The organism is Geomonas propionica (assembly GCF_016458235.1).
GTDB classification, from domain to species: Bacteria; Desulfobacterota; Desulfuromonadia; order Geobacterales; family Geobacteraceae; genus Geomonas; species Geomonas propionica.
In genome coordinates this window covers 20,157-40,675 of record NZ_JAEMHK010000018.1, presented here as the reverse complement: position 1 = coordinate 40,675, position 20,519 = coordinate 20,157, and the positions used below count along the sequence as shown (strand labels likewise).

Annotated in this window: 21 protein-coding genes and 1 tRNA gene; 4 read left to right on the top strand and 18 right to left on the bottom strand. The window is 63.4% G+C overall.

Annotated elements, in window-relative coordinates; all coding sequences use genetic code 11:
• Positions 1-218: 218 nt before the first annotated feature.
• The 14 genes from JFN90_RS19575 to JFN90_RS19510 all read right to left on the bottom strand — a co-directional run bounded on the left by JFN90_RS19575 (position 219) and on the right by JFN90_RS19510 (position 14,850).
• Positions 219-659, bottom strand: coding sequence for a c-type cytochrome (locus JFN90_RS19575; protein WP_328755887.1), 441 nt, complete (start codon positions 657-659; stop codon positions 219-221).
• Between the two features lie 5 nt (positions 660-664).
• The gene (locus JFN90_RS19570; RefSeq protein WP_328755885.1) at positions 665-1,195 is read right to left on the bottom strand and encodes a HyaD/HybD family hydrogenase maturation endopeptidase; all 531 of its coding nucleotides are present in this window, start codon (positions 1,193-1,195) and stop codon (positions 665-667) included.
• A gap of 4 nt (positions 1,196-1,199) precedes the next feature.
• Positions 1,200-1,865, bottom strand: a complete 666-nt coding sequence (gene cybH, locus JFN90_RS19565) for a Ni/Fe-hydrogenase, b-type cytochrome subunit (RefSeq protein ID WP_199396808.1) — start codon at positions 1,863-1,865, stop codon at positions 1,200-1,202.
• 12 nt (positions 1,866-1,877) lie between these two features.
• On the bottom strand, positions 1,878-3,575 hold the full coding sequence (locus JFN90_RS19560; protein ID WP_199396807.1) for a nickel-dependent hydrogenase large subunit: 1,698 nt from the start codon (positions 3,573-3,575) through the stop codon (positions 1,878-1,880).
• Between the two features lies 1 nt (position 3,576).
• Positions 3,577-4,716 carry a hydrogenase small subunit gene (locus JFN90_RS19555; protein WP_199396806.1) on the bottom strand — a complete coding sequence of 380 codons (1,140 nt, stop codon included), beginning with the start codon at positions 4,714-4,716 and terminating at the stop codon, positions 3,577-3,579.
• 288 nt (positions 4,717-5,004) lie between these two features.
• Positions 5,005-5,640 carry a response regulator gene (locus tag JFN90_RS19550; RefSeq protein WP_199396805.1) on the bottom strand — a complete coding sequence of 212 codons (636 nt, stop codon included), beginning with the start codon at positions 5,638-5,640 and terminating at the stop codon, positions 5,005-5,007.
• Between the two features lies 1 nt (position 5,641).
• Complete coding sequence (locus JFN90_RS19545; RefSeq protein WP_199396804.1) at positions 5,642-7,354, bottom strand: sensor histidine kinase; 1,713 nt, start codon at positions 7,352-7,354, stop codon at positions 5,642-5,644.
• Between the two features lie 222 nt (positions 7,355-7,576).
• Positions 7,577-8,707, bottom strand: coding sequence for an ABC transporter permease (locus tag JFN90_RS19540; RefSeq protein WP_199396803.1), 1,131 nt, complete (start codon positions 8,705-8,707; stop codon positions 7,577-7,579).
• A gap of 9 nt (positions 8,708-8,716) precedes the next feature.
• Positions 8,717-9,853 (bottom strand): ABC transporter permease, encoded by a 1,137-nt coding sequence (locus JFN90_RS19535; protein ID WP_199396802.1) that lies wholly within the window; start codon positions 9,851-9,853, stop codon positions 8,717-8,719.
• The gene (locus JFN90_RS19530) at positions 9,850-10,884 is read right to left on the bottom strand and encodes an ABC transporter ATP-binding protein (protein ID WP_236019082.1); all 1,035 of its coding nucleotides are present in this window, start codon (positions 10,882-10,884) and stop codon (positions 9,850-9,852) included. The genes JFN90_RS19535 and JFN90_RS19530 overlap by 4 nt, the downstream gene beginning before the upstream one ends.
• Positions 10,881-11,834, bottom strand: coding sequence for an ABC transporter ATP-binding protein (locus JFN90_RS19525; RefSeq protein WP_199396801.1), 954 nt, complete (start codon positions 11,832-11,834; stop codon positions 10,881-10,883). Before JFN90_RS19525 ends, JFN90_RS19530 begins: the two co-directional genes overlap by 4 nt.
• A gap of 1 nt (position 11,835) precedes the next feature.
• The gene (locus tag JFN90_RS19520) at positions 11,836-12,834 is read right to left on the bottom strand and encodes an HlyD family secretion protein (protein ID WP_199396800.1); all 999 of its coding nucleotides are present in this window, start codon (positions 12,832-12,834) and stop codon (positions 11,836-11,838) included.
• Between the two features lie 19 nt (positions 12,835-12,853).
• Positions 12,854-14,170 (bottom strand): TolC family protein, encoded by a 1,317-nt coding sequence (locus JFN90_RS19515; protein ID WP_199396799.1) that lies wholly within the window; start codon positions 14,168-14,170, stop codon positions 12,854-12,856.
• A gap of 44 nt (positions 14,171-14,214) precedes the next feature.
• A complete protein-coding gene (locus JFN90_RS19510) occupies positions 14,215-14,850 on the bottom strand; it encodes a TetR/AcrR family transcriptional regulator (RefSeq protein WP_199396798.1) in 636 nt (211 codons plus the stop codon).
• 190 nt (positions 14,851-15,040) lie between these two features.
• On the opposite strand from JFN90_RS19510, the gene JFN90_RS19505 reads away from it, so the two are divergent.
• Positions 15,041-15,193 carry a lipoprotein gene (locus JFN90_RS19505; RefSeq protein WP_199396797.1) on the top strand — a complete coding sequence of 51 codons (153 nt, stop codon included), beginning with the start codon at positions 15,041-15,043 and terminating at the stop codon, positions 15,191-15,193.
• Positions 15,194-15,270: 77 nt separating this feature from the next.
• On the opposite strand, the gene JFN90_RS19500 is transcribed toward JFN90_RS19505, so the two are convergent.
• The 4 genes from JFN90_RS19500 to JFN90_RS19485 all read right to left on the bottom strand — a co-directional run bounded on the left by JFN90_RS19500 (position 15,271) and on the right by JFN90_RS19485 (position 17,547).
• Complete coding sequence (locus tag JFN90_RS19500; protein ID WP_199396796.1) at positions 15,271-15,483, bottom strand: hypothetical protein; 213 nt, start codon at positions 15,481-15,483, stop codon at positions 15,271-15,273.
• Positions 15,484-15,672: 189 nt separating this feature from the next.
• Positions 15,673-16,476, bottom strand: coding sequence for an amino acid kinase family protein (locus tag JFN90_RS19495; protein WP_199396795.1), 804 nt, complete (start codon positions 16,474-16,476; stop codon positions 15,673-15,675).
• Between the two features lie 63 nt (positions 16,477-16,539).
• A complete protein-coding gene (locus JFN90_RS19490) occupies positions 16,540-17,283 on the bottom strand; it encodes a hypothetical protein (RefSeq protein ID WP_199396794.1) in 744 nt (247 codons plus the stop codon).
• 188 nt (positions 17,284-17,471) lie between these two features.
• Positions 17,472-17,547, bottom strand: a tRNA-Asn gene (locus JFN90_RS19485).
• 275 nt (positions 17,548-17,822) lie between these two features.
• On the opposite strand from JFN90_RS19485, the gene JFN90_RS19480 reads away from it, so the two are divergent.
• The 3 genes from JFN90_RS19480 to JFN90_RS19470 all read left to right on the top strand — a co-directional run bounded on the left by JFN90_RS19480 (position 17,823) and on the right by JFN90_RS19470 (position 20,348).
• Positions 17,823-18,452: a cation transporter gene (locus JFN90_RS19480; RefSeq protein ID WP_236019080.1), complete on the top strand. Its 630-nt coding sequence runs from the start codon at positions 17,823-17,825 to the stop codon at positions 18,450-18,452.
• Positions 18,453-18,618: 166 nt separating this feature from the next.
• On the top strand, positions 18,619-19,047 hold the full coding sequence (gene mscL, locus JFN90_RS19475; protein WP_199396792.1) for a large conductance mechanosensitive channel protein MscL: 429 nt from the start codon (positions 18,619-18,621) through the stop codon (positions 19,045-19,047).
• 26 nt (positions 19,048-19,073) lie between these two features.
• The gene (locus JFN90_RS19470; protein ID WP_199396791.1) at positions 19,074-20,348 is read left to right on the top strand and encodes an OmpA family protein; all 1,275 of its coding nucleotides are present in this window, start codon (positions 19,074-19,076) and stop codon (positions 20,346-20,348) included.
• Positions 20,349-20,519 lie beyond the last annotated feature (171 nt).

Below are 20,519 nucleotides of genomic sequence, written 5' to 3'. Positions count from 1 at the left end.
TTTGCATAAAGTAAACAGGCAAAACGAGGAGGCTTTAATCTGGCTTGTGGCAAGGAGTTATTCCAGTCCCTCTCCCTCCGGGAGAGGGTGCCCGAAGGGCGGGTGAGGGCCGACGCTGCTGTCCCCTCACCCTAGCCCTCTCCCACGGGGAGAGGGGAGGTGGACGTACGACGGGTCTGGTCCTTTGGCTAGGGCGGCAGGGAAACGCGGGCGGGGGCTCAGCGGTAGGTGGCGAGAATGTAACCGGCGATGAGTCGGGCGTCGGCGTCAGAGATGGCGGACTGGTCGAAGCGGGGCATGCCGGGGCCGGGATTGCGCATTTTCTTCACGATCCCGGCGGGCGTGGTGACGCCGTTGTCGGCCAACACGCCGCCGTGCAGGGTCTTCTTGGGATTGATGACGTTGCTGCCGTCCGGGTGGCAGGGGGCGCAGCGCTCCTTGAAGAGTTCGGCGCCGCGCGGCGTCGCCACGGGGGGCGGGCCGGCAGGCCGGGTATCGGTGCAGCCTGCCAGGAGTACTGCCAGGGCGAGGGAGGCGAGGGCGCGGCGCAGAAGCTTCCCCCCTCCCAGCCTCCCCCCTTCAGGGGGAGGGGCCGATGGCAAGGTCGGGCTGGTCGTGGCTCCGGGGAGAGGTGCTTGGGACGGAGCGTAGCGGGACACGTCGGCTAGTCCCTGCAGACGTTGACGGCGCGGGTGACGGGGCGGCACTGGACGCCGAAGCCGGAAAGCTCCTTGAGCACCGCCCCCTTCATGGTCTCCACCTGCAGCGACACCTCGTGGGTAAGCTCGGTTCCCATTTCGATGCTTCCCGGCTGCACGCCGATGAGCACCATCTTGCCCGGCGCCTGCCCCATGAGCCTCGCCACCGAGAGGAGATCCTTGAGCCCCATCTGGTGCGGGGAAACCTTGGTCTCCAGGGCGATGGGGAGCTCCTCACCGGCGAGGCGCACGCAGGTCCCGGGCTCCTTCCCGGTTTCCACGGCATCGACCATGATCAGGTGGCTCCTCCCCTCCAGCACCGGGAGGAGGTCGAGCCCCAGGGTACCGCCGTCCACGATCTCGACATCCTTGGGGAAACGGTATTCCCGTTGCAGCTGCTGCACTACGCGGATGCCGACGCCGTCGTCGCCCATCACCACGTTTCCTACACCAAGCACCAGGACCTTCGGTGCGTTCTTTATCGAGTTAGCGGCCACGTGTTCATTCTCCTTTTTTTACGGTGAACTTGTAACCGCTGAACATGCTGGAGATTTCGCCGCCGTGCTCCTTGATGTCCATCAGCCAAGCGCTGTAGATGTGATTGATGACGAAGCCGAAGATGAGCCACATGCCCAGGTGGTGGGCAAGGCGCATCCCCTGCAGGGTGAAATGAGAATACATGAAGCCCAGCGACTTGAACATGATGCCGCCCGGCGCGTGGGTGGCGTACATGGCGAAACCGGTGAGGATCATGCCGAGGTAGATCAGGAAGAGCACGAAATAGGCGGTGGTCGCCAGCGGGTTGTGCCCCACGATCTCGGGCACCTCGTGGGTCTGCAGCGTGTAGTAGCGTATCATGTGCCGGAGCTTTTCCCTCCCCTTGGCGCTGTACATGGGGAAGAAGGCGCGCCAGCTGGCGTGCTCGTTGCCGATGAAGGCCCAGACCACGCGCGAGGCGACGCTCACGGTGAAGGCGTAGGCGGCCACGAAATGGATCAGGCGGATCCAGCCCATGGCGTAGTCGGAGGGGGTGCTCCCGAGCGTGACCGGGTGCCCGATCAGGAAGCCGGTGCCTGAGAGGATCACGATGGCGAGCACGTTGATCCAGTGAAACCAGCGCAGCGGCAGTTCCCAGACGTACTGCTTGACTTTGCAAACATCCGACATGGCCCACCTCCTCTAGGATGCCTTCACCCTGACCATCTCCCTGCCGGTCGCGTCGAGGACGTGCACGGCGCAGGCCAGGCAAGGGTCGAAGGAGTGGATGGTGCGCAGGATCTCCAGCGGCTTTTCCGGGTCGGCCACCGGCGTCCCCAAAAGCGCCGCCTCGTACGGGCCGGGCTGCCCCTTGGCGTCGCGCGGCGAGGCGTTCCAGGTGGAGGGGACCACCGCCTGGTAGTTCAAAATCTTCTGGTCCTTGATCTTGATCCAGTGTCCCAGGCCCCCGCGGGGCGCCTCGTGCCAGCCGTAGCCGTGCGCCTCGGCGGGCCAGGTGGCGGGATCCCACATCTCGTTGGAGTGAATCCTCAGGTCACCCTTGGCGATGTTGCCGATCAACTCGTCCAGCCACTTGGGCGCTTGCAGTGCGATCACCAGGCAGTCAATGCCGCGGGCGCCGGTCCTGCCCAGGGTGGAAAAGAGCGCCTCCGGACCGACGCCGAGTTTCTTCAGCACCAAGTCCACCGCCGCCTTGGTCTCCTTGTGCCCGGAGACGTAGGCGACCAGCACGCGGGACAGCGGCCCCACCTCCATCGGCATCTCCTCGTAGCGCGGCGCCTTGACCCAGGAGTACTTCTTGTCGGTGTCGAGGTACTGGTAGGGGGGCTTGGGGCCGGTGTAGTTGGGCTCGGTCGACCCTTCCCACGGGTGCAGCCCTTTGCCGTCGCCGCCGGCATCCTGGTACCATGAATGCTCCACGTGCTCGGTGATCTTTTTCTGGTCCAGCGGTACCACCTTGGAGATGTCGCGGTTCAGGATGGCGCCGCCGGGGAGCCACGGCTTGCCGTTAGCGTCCGGAAACTCGGGGTAGCACATGTAGTTGCCGACCCCGGCGCCGATCGCCGCCCAATCCTTGTAGAACGAGGCGACCGCGAGGAGATCCGGGATGTAGACCTTCTCCACGAACTCCTGGGCCTTGTGCAGCAGGCGCTTAATCTCGATCAGCTTGTCGGCGTTGAGCGCGTTCTGCGAGTCCGGGTCGATGGGGATCGACATCCCTCCCACCAGGAAGGTCTGCGGGTGCGGGTTCTTGCTCCCGAGGATCGCGTGGATCTTGATGATGTCCTTTTGCCACTCCAGCGCCTCCAGGTAGTGCGCCGTGGCCATCAGGTTCGCCTCCGGCGGGAGCTTGTAGGCCGGGTGCCCCCAGTAGGCGTTGGCGAAGGGGCCGAGGCGCCCGGAGCCGACGAAGGCCTTCACCTTGTCCTGCACCGCCTTGAAGTAGGTGGGGGAGTTGTTGGGCCAGTCCGAGATGGAGGCCGCGAGCTGCGCAGTTTTGACCGGGTCGGCCTTAAGCCCCGAGGTGATGTCCACCCAGTCCAGCGCGTGCAGGTGGTAGAAGTGGATCACGTGGTCCTGGGTGTTCTGTATGGCGATGATGATGTTGCGGATCAGCTGCGCGTTGGGGGGCACCGGGATCTTCAGCGCGTCCTCGACGGCGCGGATCGAGGCGATGGAATGCACCGTGGTACAGACGCCGCAGAAGCGCTGGGTCCAGTACCAGGCGTCGCGCGGGTCGCGGTCCTTCAGGATCTTCTCGATGCCGCGGAACATGGTGCCGGAGACCCAGGCGTTGCTGATCTTGCCGCCGGAGACTTCCGCCTCGACGCGCAGGTGCCCTTCGATCCTGGTAATCGGGTCGACAACGATCTTGGTCATCTTAGTCCTCCTTGGCGTCCTCGCCCGGTTCCTTGTCCTTTCTCATGGCGGAAAGCGCGCCGTGGACCACGAAGGCGCCCGCGGCCCCCGCGGCGAGCCCGAGGCCGATGGCGTCGGCGGTATGCTCGATGCCGAAGCCCGGCACGTTGGGGAGCCGCTTGTACATGGGGGACATGACGTCCCAGAACTGGGGTTCGGCGCAGCCGACGCAGGGGTGACCCGAGCCGATGGGCCAGGCGGTCTTCTCGTTGTAGCGCTGGGTGGGGCAGTTGTGGAAGGTGGCGGGGCCCTTGCACCCCATTTTGTAGAGGCAGTACCCCTTGCGGTGCCCCTCGTCGCCCCACTTCTCCACGTACTGCCCGGCGTCGAAGTGCGGGCGCCGCTCGCAGTTGTCGTGGATGCGCTTGCCGTAGGCGAAGAGCGGCCGGCCGTGGCCGTCCAAGGCAGGAATTTTGTTGAAGACCAGGTAGTGCACGATGGTCGCGGTCAGGTTGTCGGCGTTGCAGGGGCAGCCGGGGAGGTTGATCACCGTGGCGCCGGGGACCGCCTCCTTGACCCCCACCGCGCCGGTGGGGTTGGGCGCCGCCGCCGGAATCCCGCCGTAGGAGGCGCAAGTGCCGATGGCGATGGTGGCCGCGGCGCCGCCGCAGACCTGGCGCGCGCGCTCGAGGTTGGTCTTGCCCCCGACGCAGCCGTAGACCCCGCCGTCCTTCATCGGGATGGAGCCCTCTATGACGGCGAAGTACTTCCCTTTGTAGTCGGTGATGGTCTTGTCCAGCGCAGCTTCCGCCTGGTGCCCCGCCGCAGCCATGATGGTCTCGTGGTAGTCGACCGAGAGGATGTCGAGGATGATCTCCGCCACGGTCGGGTTGGCCGAGCGCAGAAGCGCCTCGCTGTCGCCGGTACAGCCCTGGAACTCCAGCCAGACCAGGGGCGGCCGCTTCACCTCGTCCAGCGCCCGGGCGACCGACGGGGCGAATGAGGGTGGCAGCGCCAGGGCCGCCGTGACGGTAGAGCAGAACTTCAGGAAGTCGCGTCGGGAGACGCCACGCTCCTTCAGTATCTGGCTGATGGAGAGATCCTCATTGCCGAGGGTAGCTCCCTGTTTGTCGTTACACGGCTCTGTTCTCGTCGTGCTCATCCCTGCCTCCCCTTGCTGACAGCGAAACGGTGGACTCTTTGGCGCGTGAACCAGAACTGGCAGTATATGCTATTTTAGTAGAAAGATGTTTTATTGCAAGGGGAGAAAATGTAGTTGGTTATAAATAAATTCACAAAGGGCAGGGGCTTGAGTGTAAAAATGGATTTTATGAGTGTGGAATTGTCGGTGGAGACTGCCGCTCATACCCCCTCCCGTCAAGGGAGGGGAGGGCGCATGGTGCCTGTAGGGGCGAATAATCATTCGCCCGCCTTTATTTCCCCGCGTCCGCTACACGAGCCCCTTTTCCTGTGCGTAGCGCAACAGCGCCACCCGGCCGTCGACGCCCACCTTCTGGTAGATGTTGTGCAGGTGGACCTTGACCGTCCCCTCGCTGATGCAGAGCCTGTCGGCGATCTCCTTGTTGCGCAGACCACCCGCCACCATGCGCACCAGTTCGATCTCGCGCTGGGTGAGAAGCCCGGAGACTTCCCGCCCCCCCGCCTCGCGCTTCAGGAGCTTTTCCAGGGCCTGTTTCGCGGAGCGCCGCTCCAGCCACTGCTCACCGGCATGCACCTTGCGGATGCACTGTACCAGGAACTGCGGCGCCATCTCCTTCAACACCACTCCCTGGATGCCGAGCATGACAGCATCCAGCATGTCCTCGTCCTCCAGGGCCGCGGTGAGCAGCACCAGGCGTGCGCCGAGCTGTTCCTCGACCACCCTGCGGGCCACCTCAATGCCGTTCAGCCCCGGCATGCGAATGTCGAGGACGGCGACGTCGGGGCGCTGCCGGCGGATCTCCTCCAGGGCGTCGCTGCCGTTACTGCAGCTTGCCATTACCTCGAAATCCTCCTCGAAGTTGAAGAGACCGGTGAGCCCGTTAAGGATGAGTGGATGGTCGTCGGCGATGACCAGTCGGATCATGTCAGCCTCCTAGTTCTATGAGGGGCAGGGTGATGTCGAGGCGGGCGCCACGCTCGCTGGAGTCGATGACGAGCTTTCCGTTCAGCGCGTCGATGCGCTCCCTCAGTGTTACCGGCCCGCGCTTCAGGTCGCATAACTGGTCCTGGTCGTAGCGCCCCTGGAAGCCGAAGCCGCACCCGTCATCGGTCACGCTGATGCGCGCCCACTGTGCGTCGAAGCGGATCTCGGCGTACAGGGTGGTCGCCTCAGCGTGGCGCACCGCGTTGATGAGTGCCTCGTGCACTACGAAATAAATCTCGCGGGCCATGCTGCGCTGCAGCCGCGGTGCGGGGGTGTGGCAGGTGACGGAGCAGGCGACCTCCCACTGCCGCCTGATGCGGCCGGCCAGCTCCTCCAGCCTCCTGGGGAGCCCGAACTCCTCTGTGTTGCGCCGGGAGAAAAGCCGCTTCATGTCGTTGATCTGGGACCTCAGGTCACGCTGCTCCGAGGCGAGCAACTGCTGCACCTGCAGGATGTTGTCCTTGGCGGCGGCTGGGTCGGTCTCGACGAGCCGGCTCGCCGCGGCGAGTTGCAGCCCCGCGCCGGCAAGCGACTGGAGCAGCCCGTCGTGCAGATCGTGGGCGAGCCGCAGCCGCTCGTCGGCCGCAGCACCCTGCTGCAACTGTTTCAGTAGCAGGGCGTGGTCGAGCCGGGCCGCTATCTCGTGCGCCACGATGCCACCTAAGACCAGGTCGTCGGGGGTGGGCTGCTGCCGGTCCAGGGCAAGCAGGTACCCGGAGATCTTCTCGCCGTGCAAAGGCGACACGCAGGCAGAGCAGATGTTGAAGCGCCGCACCAGCGCCGTGTCGAGCGGGGCGCAGTAGCGCTGCTGCAGTCCGGCGACGGTATTGCAGACAACGGGAAAGTGGCCGGAGCCGGCGTCCCGGGTGAAGAAGCTCGCCTGCTCCAGCCCATCCGCCACGATGTCGCCGAAGACGCCGGGTTCCTTCCACTCGTAGCTGCAACCCTCGGCCGTCCAGCAGAGCAGGTGCAGCCACGGCTCGTCTTCCTCCTCCCACAAAAGCACCACCCGCGGCGCCTTCAGTATGGCCGCAGCGTGACCCAGCATCCCCTGGCCATCCGTCCCCGGCTCCTGGGGCAGCGTTTCCCTGGGCCACTGGGACAGCATAGCGAGGATCTCGCGCATAGACTCCTCGTAGGCGCCGAGATACCCCAGCAGTCCTGCGACAACGGCGAGGTAGCCGATGCGGATGATGAAGCGGTTCAACTCGAAATTCCGGTCCAGGAGCAGGTTGGAAGGGTACCAAGCCAGCAAGAGCGTGATGCACATGGCCGCGGCCGCGGTCCAGAGGGTGCCGCGCCACTGCCAGCGGAAGGTGGCGCAGACCAGGATGAAGATGAAATAGACGAAGAACGGGCTGTTGGGGCCGGTGGTGAGGAACATGAGGCAGGCAAAGACCAAGAGGTCGATGCTGTGGGTGACCAGGTGCAGCCAGGTCCAGCCAAAGCCCTGGCGCCAGGTGAGGGCTCCGATAACGAGAGAGTAGCCGAGGTAGCCGGAGAGGATGCCGTAGGTGGTGGCCGCGTAGCGGGTCGGTTCGGACGGGTCGAGCCAGACCGCCACCAGGAAGAAGGTCGATAGGATGACGCGCCCGGTGGCGATGAGGTACTCCGCCCGGGTTTTCGAGTGGTATCTCGGTTGCGTGATCACCATCGTGCTCCTGCGTTAGAAGGGCGGCGGCCAAAAATGAGACCGGCAGCCGTTCCACGCGGTGTAGGACCCGACTTCGGTGCGGCATTTTATACACTGGCAACGCGCTACGTCAATGGTTTAGATGAGTTGTTACGGATTAAAGGTCGGAAATGTTTACCAGGGGGTGAAACGGTGGATTATCGACCACCGTTTCCTCGGGAAATGGCGACGGAGCTGGCGCGGTTACTCCAGGGATTTGCGGAAGCGGAGCACGCTCACGGTGAGCATGACTACGGCGATGAGCGCCATGGCCGCCATCTGGGGCCAGAGCACCTCGAAGCCGACTCCCTTCAGGTAGACGCTTCTCAGCACCACCTCCTGGTAGCGCAGGGGGTTCAGGTAGGTGAGCCGTTGCAGGAATACCGGCATGCTGGAGATGGGTGAGCCGAAGCCGGAGAAGATGACGGCGGGCATGATGAAGAAAAAGCTGGTCACCATGGCCTGCTGCTGGGTGGCGGAAACGGTGGAGATGAAGAGGCCGACGCCGAGCATGCACAGGATGAAGCAGACGGTACCGGCGGCGAGCACCAGGAAACTCCCGGTGAGCGGCACGTGGAACCAAAGCGTTCCGGCCAGGCTGATCAGGGCCGTGTCGAGGAGGCCGATCAGGAAGAAGGGGATGGTCTTGCCCAGGATGAACTCCGTGCGCCGGATCGGGGTCACCATGATCTGCTCCAGTGTGCCGATCTCGCGCTCGCGTACCACGGCAAAGGCGGTCAGCGTCACCACGATCACCAGCACCAGGTTGCCGATGACGCCCGGCACGAAGAACCACTGGCTGCTCATGTCCGGGTTGTACCAGGGGCGGCGCTCCACGACGATCTCGGGGAGGGCGGCGGCGATACCGGGAGCCTGCCGGTTCAGCCCCTCCACACGGTATTGCCGCGCGAACCCCTGGGCCACCTGGTTAACGTACCCCAGCCCCACCAGCGCCGTATTCGAGTTGCTGGCGTCCACTATCACCTGCAGGTGGGCGGTTTCTCCTTTACGGAGGTTGCGTGCGAAGCCGGAGTCGATCTGCAGCGCCATAATCACCTGGTCCCCGTCGATCAGCTCAGGGATCTCGCGCCGGTCGGCCAGGCGGCGCACCTGGAAATAGCGACTCGCTTCAAATCGGGAGACGAGGTCGCGGCTCACCTGGCTGTTGTCGTAGTCGACAATGGCGACAGGGACGTGCTTGATCTCCAGCGTGGCGGCGTAGCCAAAAACCAGCGTCTGGATGATAGGAGGGGCGAACAGGAAGAATCTCGCTCTCTTGTCGCGGATAACGTGCAGGAACTCCTTGATCAGCATCTGGCGCAGGCGGCCCAGCATGTTTCCCCCTCAGGCGAGCTTCTTGCGGAATACCCGCGTGGCCGCCAGCCCGAGCAGGGCGGCGAAGATGGCGAGTCCCACGAAATCCTGCCACATGGTGACGACGGACGAGCCTTTCAAAAACACGTTGCGCAGAATCGCCATGTAGTATCGGGCCGGCACCACGTGGGTGATGCCCCGCACCACGGTCGGCATCTGGTCGATCGGGTACACGAACCCGGATAAAAGGAAGGCCGGCAGGAAGGTGGCGATCAGCGAGATCTGGCTCGCCGCCAACTGCGTCTTGGCAACCACCGAGAAGAAGTACCCCAGCGAGAGCACCACGACCAGGAACAGGAGGGTGCTCAGCAAAAACACCCAGATGTGCCCCCGGAACGGGACGCCGAACCACCACACCCCCATGACCGCGCAGAGGCTCGTATCGGCGAGGCCGATCATCACATAGGGGGCCAGTTTCCCGAGCATGATCTCCAGCGGCGTCACCGGGGTCGAAATGAGCTGTTCCATGGTGCCGCGTTCCCACTCGCGGGCGACGGTGAGCGAGGTGAGGAAGGTCCCCACCACCGCCATGACCATGGCCACGACGCCCGGGACGATGGTCACCATGCTTTCCAGGTTCTCGTTGAACCAGGTGCGGGCGTCGACGCTCAGGGGAAGCCGCGGCTGTCCCTGGCCGCGCCCTTGCAGCCACTCGAGCTGGAGCTGCTGCGAGTGTGCCTGCGCCACCGCTTCGGTGTAGCTCATCCCCAGGCTCGCGCTGTTGCTGTCGGTCCCGTCGAAGATAGCCTGCACGCTCACCTTCTGCCCGGAGCGGAGCTTCTTGGAGAAATCCGGGGGGACGACGAGGCCGATCTGGCAATCCCCCTTGTCGATGGCTCGCACCAGTTCCGGGTAGCTCGTCACCGTCCTGACCACGTTGAAGTAGACCGAGGCCTGGAAGCGTTTGACGAAGTCCTGGCTTTGCTGGCTCTTCTCCTGGTCGTAGACGTAGACCGGGATGTGCTTGGTATCGAAGCTGACGCCGTAGCCGAAGGCGAACATCATCACGATGGGCATGGCGATCACGATGCCGATGCTGCGGGCGTCGCGCCGGATCTGGATCATTTCCTTGCGCGCCATGGCGCAGAGTCGGTTCCAGTTCATCATTGCCCCTTCTCCTTGTCGCCCTTGCCTATCGCTTCCGGCGTATCCCTGTTATCCCTGTTATCCCTGTTATCCCTGTTATCCCTGTTATCCCTGTTATCCCTGTTCAGGCTGGTGAGCGATACGAAGACGTCTTCCAAGGAAGGGCGAATGCGCTCGATGCGGGAGGCCTCTATGCCGCGTGCCGTGAGGAATTCCTTTACCTCCGTAATAGCGCGCTCCGCGGAGTCGACCACAAGGTGCAGCGCGTTGCCGAAGATGGCGGCGTCGGTCACCCCCGGCGCGCCTTGCAGTTCCTCCAGGGCTTTGCCCACTTGGTCGCACTCGACCAGCAGGAGATCCCCGGCCATGCTCTTTTCCTTGAGTTCCAAGGGGGAGCCGGAAGCGACGATCCTGCCGCGGTCGATCAGCACCAGGCGGTTGCAGTACTCCGCCTCGTCCATGTAGTGGGTGGTGACGAAGACGGTGACGCCGTCGTCGGCCATGCGGTGGATCAGCTCCCAGAAAAGCCGCCGCGAGATGGGATCGACGCCCGAGGTGGGCTCGTCCAAAAAGACGATGGGGGGGCGGTGCAGCACGGCGCACCCTAGCGCCAGGCGCTGCTTCCACCCGGCGGCGAGCGTTCCGGTCAGGAGCTGCTCCCGCCCGGAGAGCCCCGCCATGTCGATGGCCCAGTCGATGCGCTCCTTCAAATCGGCGGCGGGGACGCTGTACATCCCGGCGAAAAAGCGCAGGTTCTCGATCACCTTCAGGTCGTTGTACAGGGAGAATTTCTGCGACATGTAGCCGATGTTCTGCCGCACCCGCTCCGGCTCGCGCGCGACATCCAGGCCGGCCACCAGCGCCTCCCCCGAGGTTGGCCGCAACAGCCCGCACAGCATCCTGATGGTGGTGGACTTGCCGGCACCGTTGGGCCCTAGGAACCCGAAGATCTCCCCCGGGCTCGCCTCCAGGGAGATATTGTCCACCGCCACGAAGTCGCCAAAGCGCTTCACCAGGTCCCGTACCACCACTGTCGGAGCTACGCCGTTCATCGCTCGCCCCCGTGGTCTGCCTTGTCGCCCTGTACCGCCTCGACGAAGAGATCCTCGATACTGGGGGCCACCTGCTCGATGGCGTCGCAGGAGAGGCCGGCGGCGGCGATCCGGCTGCGCAGTTCCGGGATCATGCGCTGCGGGTCGCGGACCACCAGGTGCAGGCCGTCGCCCACGATCATGACGGTGGAGATCCCATCCATCCCGGCCAACAGGTCGCGGACCGGGCGCGGGTCGGCGCAGACGATGGAGAGGACGGCGCCGGGGAGGGATGCTTTGAGGTTGGCGGGGGTGTCGCAAAAAAGCATGCGCCCCTCGTGCAAAAGGGCCACGCGGTGGCAGCGCTCGGCCTCGTCCAGGTAGGCCGTGGTGGTGAGGATGGTGACCCCCTGGTCCAAAAGGGTGTAGAGGATGCGCCAGAAGTCGCGCCGGGAGACCGGGTCGACCCCGTTGGTTGGCTCGTCCAGGAGGAGCACCTCCGGGGTGTGGATCAGCGCGCAGACCAGCCCCAGTTTCTGCTTCATGCCGCCGGAGAGCTTGCCGGCGAGGCGCGAGCGAAACTCGGCCATCCCGGCCGCCTGGAGCAGCTGCGCGGAGCGCTCCTCCCGCTCCCGGCGCGGCACACCGAAGAGGTCCGCGTAGAAGCGGATGTTCTCGTCCACGGTCAGCTCCTCGTAGAGCCCGAAGCGCTGCGGCATGTAGCTGATGTGGTGCTTGGCTCCCTCGGCGTCGCGGTTCAGATCGAAACCGGCGACCACCGCGCTCCCCTCATCCGGGGCCAGCACGCCGGCCAGCATGCGCATGGTGGTGGTCTTGCCGGCGCCGTCCGGGCCGACCAGCCCGAAGATCTCGCCGCGCCGGACGGAAAAGGTCAGACCGTCCACGGCGCGCACGCCGGGAAAGGACTTGGTTAGCCCGTTGAGCTCTATGGCGTTCTCGGAGCCGCTCATCTTACCTGGCCGGCGCCACGGCGAGGGTCGCGTCCGCCGGCATACCCGGCTTTAGCTCGTGCCCGGGGTTCTCCAGCTCGATCTTGATGCGGTACACCAGGGTGACCCGCTCCTTGTGGGTCTCCACCGACTTCGGGGTGAACTCGGCTTGGGAGGAGATGAAGGAGACCCGCCCCCGGTAACTTTTGCCCGGGTAGGTGTCGGTCTTCACCGTGGCGACCTGGCCCAGCTTGACCCGGCCCAGGTCGGTCTCGCTCAGGTAGCCGCGCATCCAGAGGTGGTCCAGGTCCGCGATGGTGGCCACCGGCGTGCCGGCCGTCAGCACCTCGCCCAGTTCGGCCTGGCGCACCAGCACCACGCCGGTGATGGGGGCTAGGAGCGTGGTGTAGGAAAGCTTGATCCTGGAGAGTTCCAACGCCTGGCGCGCCGAGCGGACCGTGGCGCGGTTGATGTCCACCTGCTCCTTGCGCACCCCCTCCAGCACCTGGTCGTAGTTCTGCTTGGCCCGCTCCAGGGCGGCCTGGCTCCGCTTCAAGGCGGCCGCGGCGGTGTCGCGCACTTGCGCGGACACCTCGTCCTTTTCATAGAGCGCCTGGTAGCGTTGCAGGTCGTGCTTTTTCAGCTCGTAGTCGGCCTGGGCGTCCAGCACCGACTGGTGCGCGGCCTTCTTCTCCTGCGGCCGGCTGCCGGCCGTGGCGAGCCCAAGTTCGGCCTCGCGCGCGCCTACGGTCGCCTCGTCGATCTGCACCTGCTGCCGGTAATCCCCCTGGTCCAGCCGGGCCAGAACGTCTCCCGCCTTGACCAATTGCCCCTCCTCGATCGGGAGTTCCGCCAGTCGCCCGGGCACCTTGAAGCCGACCACGCTTTCGTGCGCCTCGATGTTGCCGGAGAGGGTGATCGAGGTGGCATCGGCGTCGTTCCTGGCGCGATGGGTGAAGAAGTATGCGGCACCGACCAGCACGGCGACCAGCACAAGGATCAGGATCAGTTTTCTTTTCATGGCGTGCATGACCTCGCAGTTATTCGATGCCCAGGAAGAGCCGGTACACCTTTTCCGTGTCGCCCAAAGCGCGGGCGAGCGCTATCTTCGCCTCGGCGTGCTGGGCCAGCGCGTTCAACTCGTTGTCGCGGGCCCGCGACAGCGCGTCCTGCGCCGTGACCACCTCGATGTTGTTGGCGATCCCGTTTCTGAAGCGGTCGCCGGCGTACTGCAGTTCGCGCTCGGCGAGCTGCGCCCCCTCCCGCGCGGTGGCAACCTGATCCGTCGCTGAGGTCAGGTTCAAAAGGGCGGCGCGGATGTCCTGCTCCACCCCGAGCTTCAGGTCGGCGAGTTGCCGGGCGTTGCGCTCCAAGCGGCTTGCCAGCTCCAGGCGCTCCCCCTTGCGGTCGTAGTCGAACAGGTTCAGCACCATGTTGACCTGGAGCATCCCGGTCGGGTCGAGGTTGCTCATCTCCTGACCGCTGGTGCCGTAGTTGCCGCTCACCACGATCTTCGGGAGGTAGCGCGATCGGGAGGCCTTGGCCTGCTCCTCCAGGGAGGCGCGTTGGGCAAAGAGCGAGCGGTAGTCCGGACGGCTTTGCAGCGCGGCCTCGATCCCCTGCTCGATCTGGGGCGGATCCAGGGGCTTGAAGGAGAGCTGGTCGGCCAGGGTGATGGGGGTGCCGAGGTCGACGCCGACGCTGCGCGCCAGGGCGAGCAGGGCGAGTTGGGCGTTGTTCCTGGTCACCAGGAGGGTCTGGCGGTCGTTGGCGAGCTGCACCTGGGCGCGCAGCACGTCCAGGCCGTCCGCCACCCCGGCGGCGCGCTGGTCCCGGGCGAGCTTCTCCAGTGCCTCCGAAGTCTGCACCCGGCTCCGCGCCGTCGCCACCCGCGCCTCGGCGTAGGCGGCGTCCAGGTACCGCACGGTGACCAGCCGGATCACCTCGCCGCGTGCGTCGGTGTAGTCGGCGAGCCGCGCCTTCTTCTCGTGTTCGGCCGCCTTGATGGCGTGGTAGCTCTGCAGGTCGAGGATGCTCTGCTCGCCGTAGATGCGGAAGTCGTAGCTGGTGAAGGGACCGACCACGGCGGGGGAGTTGGGGAGGCTGATCCCCTGGGCGCGCAGGTTGCGGGTCTGCCAGGCGAAGGGGGTCTCGATGCGCAGGTGCGGTAGGTAGCCGGCGAGCCTGCGCTCCCGCGTCCCTTCCGCCTCGTCCACCCTCGACCGGGCCACCACCGCGTTCAGGTTGGTCTCCAGCCCCCGGGTGATGGCCTGATCCAAAGACAGCGCGAGGGGAGGGGAGTTGTCGGCCGACGCCTGCCTCCCCGCCAATCCGGCCAGCAGTAAAACCGTTAACACTTTCAAGCTCTTTGCGATCATGGCGTGTCCTTTGTTGCCTATTGCTACTTCGAGCGGGCCCCGTCCACGAACACCTGGATGCTCTTCTTCAAGTTCTCTTCCAGGGGATCGACCGGGTTGAGCGACCAGGTGATCATGGTGCCGAAGATGATGCGCTGGAACGACTGGGCGATGCTGAAGGCGTCCAGGTCGCTACGGATTTCCCCTGACTGCTGGCGTCGCGCCATGATAGTCGCGAGTTGCCGGATGTTCCCCTCCATCGCCTCTGCCATCCGCTTCTGGACCGTTTCGTTACCGAAAACAGCGGTCATAAGGCTCTGGATCAGCCCGGGGCTTTTCTCCTGCTCCATGGTCAACGTCAGTGCCAGATGCAACAAAAGCGGCGCGAGCGACCGGTCCGAGTCCCGGTTGGCCGCGACAAAGTCGGCGACCCGCTCCATCTGCAGCTCCCGGTATTCCAGCAGGACGCTTGCCTTGTTGTCGAAATAATTGAAGAAGGTCCCCTTGCCCACGTCCGCGGCGGCGGTGATCGCCTCTATGGTGGTGGCGTTGAAACCTTTTTCCCCGAAGAGATTGAGCGCGGAGCGGAAGATCCTCTCCCTGGTCTCCTCGCTCTTTTTGGCCCTGCGGCCGGGCTGGCGGCCGGACGGCGAGCGCTCCTTCTCGGTGCTGGATGTCATGATGTGGCCTCCGATATGACCGTTAGTCATGTTTGACTTTAAGTCATGTGCGAGGCGATGTCAAGAGCCGGGAGTGAAACAAAGGGTGCGGTTGGAATCAGGGGTGACAGGGGCGGGGGGAGTTTTTAAGATCGGGTCGATTAGTTTACAATGGAGCTGGCAGATGGTGCCAAGCTAAGGAGAAATGATCATGAAAAAGATCAGGATGTCCGTTGGTTTGCTGCTTCTTGCCACGGTGCTGGCCGGATGCTGCCCTTGCTGGTGGCATGATCGGGGTGACGGTTACTACCGTAATGACAGGCACTATGACGACCGCGGCGGGTACCGCGACCGCAGGTACTGAAACGGGATGAGTTGCACCAAAAAACAAAGGGGGCTGTCGTCAGGCAGCCCCCATTCTTCTTCCTTTCACTGCACCGTTCAGTCGTCCTCTTCATCCTGGTGCTTCGGTCCGCGCGGCAGTTCGAGCAGTTCCGCCCCGAGCGCCTCGGCGATGAACTTCAGTTCGCACATGCGCATGTGCTGCCCGTACACCTTGAGATCGAGGTCCGCCACCGCCACCAGCACGTGCCGCGGCTGGTGAGCCCCATCCTGCATCTTCGTCCTGTGCCGATAAAAGATTTTTCCTGCCATGAAAGGGTGCCTCCTTTCCTTTTGTTCCTCCATGAGGAGGGGGTACACTTTCATTATACTGTTTCATCATGTGGAGGGCCAGTCCAAGCATCACATTAGTTTCGCGACATCCCATAATTCCCTCGCGCATAGTGTCCACATCCCCTCTCCCTTCGGGAGAGGGCTAGGGTGAGGGGGGGTAGCTCTTGTTTATATGCGGATCAAGGTGCCCACCTTCTCCTTGCGGATCGCCATCCCCACCGTGCCGCGCTTGTGGCCGTTCACGATGCGGATCTCTTTCACGTTGGCCATGTCCCGTAAGAGGTAGAGCATCTTGCGCTCCAGGACCATGTCCTCCATGTCAAGCTTGATGAGGTCCTCTACCGTGATCTCCTCGATCAGTTCCGCCTTCGGGTTGACGCGCGGATCTTCGGTGAAGAGCCCGTCCACGTTTTTCACCAGGATGCAGCTCTTGGCGCCCAGCACCTCCGCCATGAGCAGGGCGCCGGTATCGGTGCGGTGCGGAGGGATCAAACCCGTCTCCGGCGGGTGCTCGTAGAGCCCGTAGGGCGGGGTGCCATGGATCACCGGCAGCAGCTTCAAGTGCAGCATGGTAGGGAGATCGAGGAGGTCGCCGGTCTTCACCCGGCTGCCGCCCCACTTTGACAGAAGCAGGGTCACGATCTCGGCGTTCTGCTCGCTTATCTTCCCGGCGAGCTCGGCGAGGACGCCGGTCGGCATGCCAAGATCGATGCCGATATCCAGGATGTGGCGCACCCGCACGCCGCCGCCGGTAACCACCATGACCTGGTTTTCCCGGGACAGCTCGCCGATCTCATCCAGAAGCGGCAGCACCACCTCGCGTCCGTAGTCGATGATGCCGTGCCCGCCGATCTTCACGACGTTCAGTTCCGGGACGAGGCGCAAGGTCGCGGCTCCCGCGCCACGTTTGAGCCCCTTGCGGACCAGGGTCTCCCCCTTGAGGTGTGATTCGATTTCGTGCCGTGAATTCATGAGTAATCCTCCTCGTGATGGAGCTTTCAATGAATAACATGTCCGTCGCTGCAACCGGACCGGTCAATAGTCCCGCAACATCCTTCGGGGCAGTGTCTCCCAGGCGGCTCCGCCGACGACCTGCTCCGCGGGGCGTACCAGCAGCACCGAGCCCCCGTCGCGCATAACCGTCTTCGGCTTGTCCCCGATCCGGACCAACGCGGCAAAGTCCACGGTGCTCCCGTCGGGGGAGCGCACGGAATCGACGTCCGGCTGTTCCAGTAGTTCGCGCACGGTCAGCACCTGTCCCGGGCGGACGGCGGCAAGGCTCCCCCGCATGCGCCCGTCGTTGCCCCACAGCCTGAGTCCCACGCCGGCAAGAGCGCCGATCACGCCGTGGCCGGTGCCGCCATGCTCGGAGAGATGCACGTGAAGCCTTTGGGCCAGTTCCAGTGCCTCCTCCTTCCGGATCACCTCTTGCTTGGCCCGCCGACCGAAGGCGACCAGCTCCGCGGCGGAGTCGATGTTGTCGGTGACAACGACGCACAGGCCCGGATCCGAGCCGTCGGCACATTCGCGCTCCAGGAAGTCGCAGGCAAAGGTGATCGTCCGCTCCAGGCATTGTTCCGGCATTTCGACCGGTAAGCACATGGCGCTGTTGTGCGAGGTGTACGGGATGTCGGGATGTACCAGCAACTGGTGTCGCGTGATGAAGCCCGGCTTTCCCCAGCCATTTGCCTCAATGGCATCGGCAATCAATGCGGCAATTTCTCCTGTACCCCTACTGACAGAATTGTCCGTGTCGTCGATAGCAATCAGTACTCTCATGACGGTCACTCTCTCTAGAGAAGGTTGCAGAAGATTACTATAGCAGGAAATTTGCAGTGTTCACTGTTTCGGGATGAGGTTGCGGTACTGAGAGAAATGTGGCGGCTTCAATGTGGGGGGGAGGTGGGTTGAAACAGGCGACGGAATGAAAAAAGGGTCGCAGCTTGCGCTGTGACCCTTACAAAATTTGGCTCCCGAGGTAGGACTCGAACCTACGACACACGGATTAACAGTCCGCTGATCTACCGACTGATCTACTCGGGAATATTGGTTTCTTCGCCCCTGTGCCGCGAAGAGATTACGTGTATAGCATAGCGGTTTTTCACTGTCAATAATATTTCTGCAGCAGCCCGCGCCGTATCTGCCATTTTTTCAATGACACTAATTACCCTTTTTAAGGGGGCGACACTGGACTACTTGCATCCGGTGCGGTTTGCGAATGTCGACAAAGCAAGGCGGCGTGGGCGCGCGCCGTTGACATTCAAAGCCCCTGCACGTTATATTCAAAACTTTAGATGCCTGCCACGCAAAGGACCCCAATGAACCAGCCGCTCGATAAGTTGTACCGTACCGCCCTCCTCCTGGCGCTGATCACCATCCTTTACAACATCGTCGAAGGGGTGGTCTCCGCCTGGTTCGGCTTTGAGGACGAATCGCTTGCGCTGTTCGGTTTCGGCCTGGACTCCTTCGTCGAGGTCGTGTCGGGGGCAGGCATCTGGCACATGGTGCGTCGCCAGCGCGGCAACCCGGACCAGGCCCCGGACCAGTTCGAGCGCGGCGCGCTCAGGATCACCGGCGGCGGCTTTTACCTCCTCGGGGCTGGTCTCCTGCTCACCGCCGTCTACGACGCCTTTCACCGCCACGCGCCCACCACCACCTTTTGGGGGATGGTGGTCTCCTGCGTCTCGATAATGTCGATGTGGCTGTTGATCCAGCAGAAGGTTAAGGTGGGGAAGGCGCTGGGGTCCCAGGCGATCCTGGCCGATGCCGCCTGTACCAGGGTCTGCCTGTACCTTTCCGTCATCCTGCTCGTCTCCAGCGCAGGCTATTATCTCACCGGCATCGGCTGGCTTGACTCGGCCGGCGCCCTCGGCATCGCCTGGTTCAGCTTCAAGGAGGGGAGGGAAGCCTTCGATAAGGCCCGCGGCATTCCCTGTTCCTGCAGTTGAAGCTCCGCAGGTTAGCCGGAGGCTAACCCCGTTTTCTTCTCCCGCAGCAGACCTCTATTTCCGCCTACCAAAAGAACCTCGCCTTGTTGCGCACCGTAGCAACTGGTGGTAGTGTTCTCATGTGTAATGCGGAACCTTAATCTTAATGGGAGGAGGGAAGCTCACCATGCTGGAGGAATTCAAGAAGTTCGCCGTCAAGGGTAATGTCATCGACCTCGCCGTGGCAGTTGTCCTCGGTGCGGCCTTTGGCAAGATCGTCACTTCTTTCGTCGCCGACATAATCACCCCACCCATCGGGAAGTTGCTAGGCAATATTGACTTCGCCTCCCTCTTCCTCAATCTGTCCGCTACTCCCGTTCGCTCAGTCGCCGAGGCGAAGGCCGCCGGTGTCCCGGTGATCGCCTACGGGCTCTTTCTGAACACCATCTTTGATTTCATCATCATCGCCTTCGCCCTCTTTCTCGTGGTGCGCCAGATCAACAGGCTGATGCCGGTGCCTCCTCCCCCCGTTACCACCAAGGAGTGCCCGCGCTGTTGCACCATGATCCCGGTCAAGGCGACCCGCTGCCCCAACTGCACATCTGAGCAGGAGTGAATCCTGAAATAACAAGGAGGTAAGAAATGAAGAAAAGAGCACTGTTGCTTCTCGCTCCGGCCATGCTGCTGGGCGTCTGCACCGTTGCCCGCGCCGAGGTGAAGGCGGAGAGCTTCTCCCTGTCCCCCTACATCGGGGGGTATACCTTCATCGGCAAGGACCATCTGGAGACTAAGCCGGTCTACGGTCTGCGCGCAGGCTACAACTTCACCAAGCAGTTAGGGGTGGAGGCCGTCTTCGACTACGTCAACACGGAAGGGAAGAAAAACACCGGCATCGGGACTGGCGTGGACGTTTATAACTACCATCTGGACGCCCTTTTTCACTTCATGCCCGAATCCCAATTCGTGCCCTACCTCGCAGCCGGCTTTGGTGGGCAGTCGCGGAAGTATCCCGGAGGTGTCGGCACCGACTACTCCACCTTCAATTACGGCTTGGGTGCCAAATATTTCCTACAAGATGCTCTCGCACTGAGGGCGGATGTGCGGCATCTTATGCCGGTGTCGGACGGCGAGAGACTCCACAACCTGGAATACACTGTCGGCATGGACTTCATCTTCGGCGGCGTGAAGGCAGCCCCTGTCGCAGTCGCCGCCCCGGCTCCCGCACCCGTAGTGGTGCCGCCGCCCCCCGCGCTTCCGACCGACCAGCTGACCGTCACACCTGCCTCGGTCACCAAGGGTGACGTGGTGACCTTGACCTGGGCTTCCAGCAACGCGACCTCGTGCGCGATCGAGCCCGGTATAGGTCCTGTGCCGGTTTCCGGTTCCATGACTGTCACTCCCGCACAAAGCGCCGACTACACGCTCGTTTGCGTCGGTCCCGGCGGGGCGGCAAAGAGCCTCGCCAAGGTTGATGTAGTTGCCCCGCCCCCGCCGGCTCCCGCCCCGGCACCCGTCGTGGCCCCGGTCCCGCCTCCGCCTGTCGTGATCCCGGCTCCCGAACCGGCCAAGCTGTGCAAGCCTGCGGTGATCAACATCAAGTTCGACACCAACAAGTCCAACATCAAGCCGCAGTACCACGATGAACTCAAGGCCGTGGGCGCTTTCCTCAAGGAGTTCCCTCAGGCCAAAGGGACCATCGAAGGGCACACCGACAACGTCGGCGACAAGGCGACCAACATGAAGCTGTCCCAGCGTCGCGCCGAGAGTGTGCGCGACTACCTGGTCAAGAATTTCGACGTCGCGCCGGACCGTATCAAGGCAGTTGGTTATGGTCCCACCAAGCCCGTTGCCAGCAACAAGACCGCAGCCGGCAAACAGCAAAACCGCCGTATCGAGTCCAACTTCAGCTGCGAATAAAAGCAGACCGAGTAGCAACAGATAAAGGCGCTCCTGTTCGGCAGGAGCGCCTTTTTACATTTTCCCTTCTGTCTGTTTTCACAGCATCACGTTCTTGCACACCGGTAAATGAGTGGTAGCCTTTGCGATGTGTTTTTTTGGGGCTGCACAACAAAGCCCTCTCAGACTTAC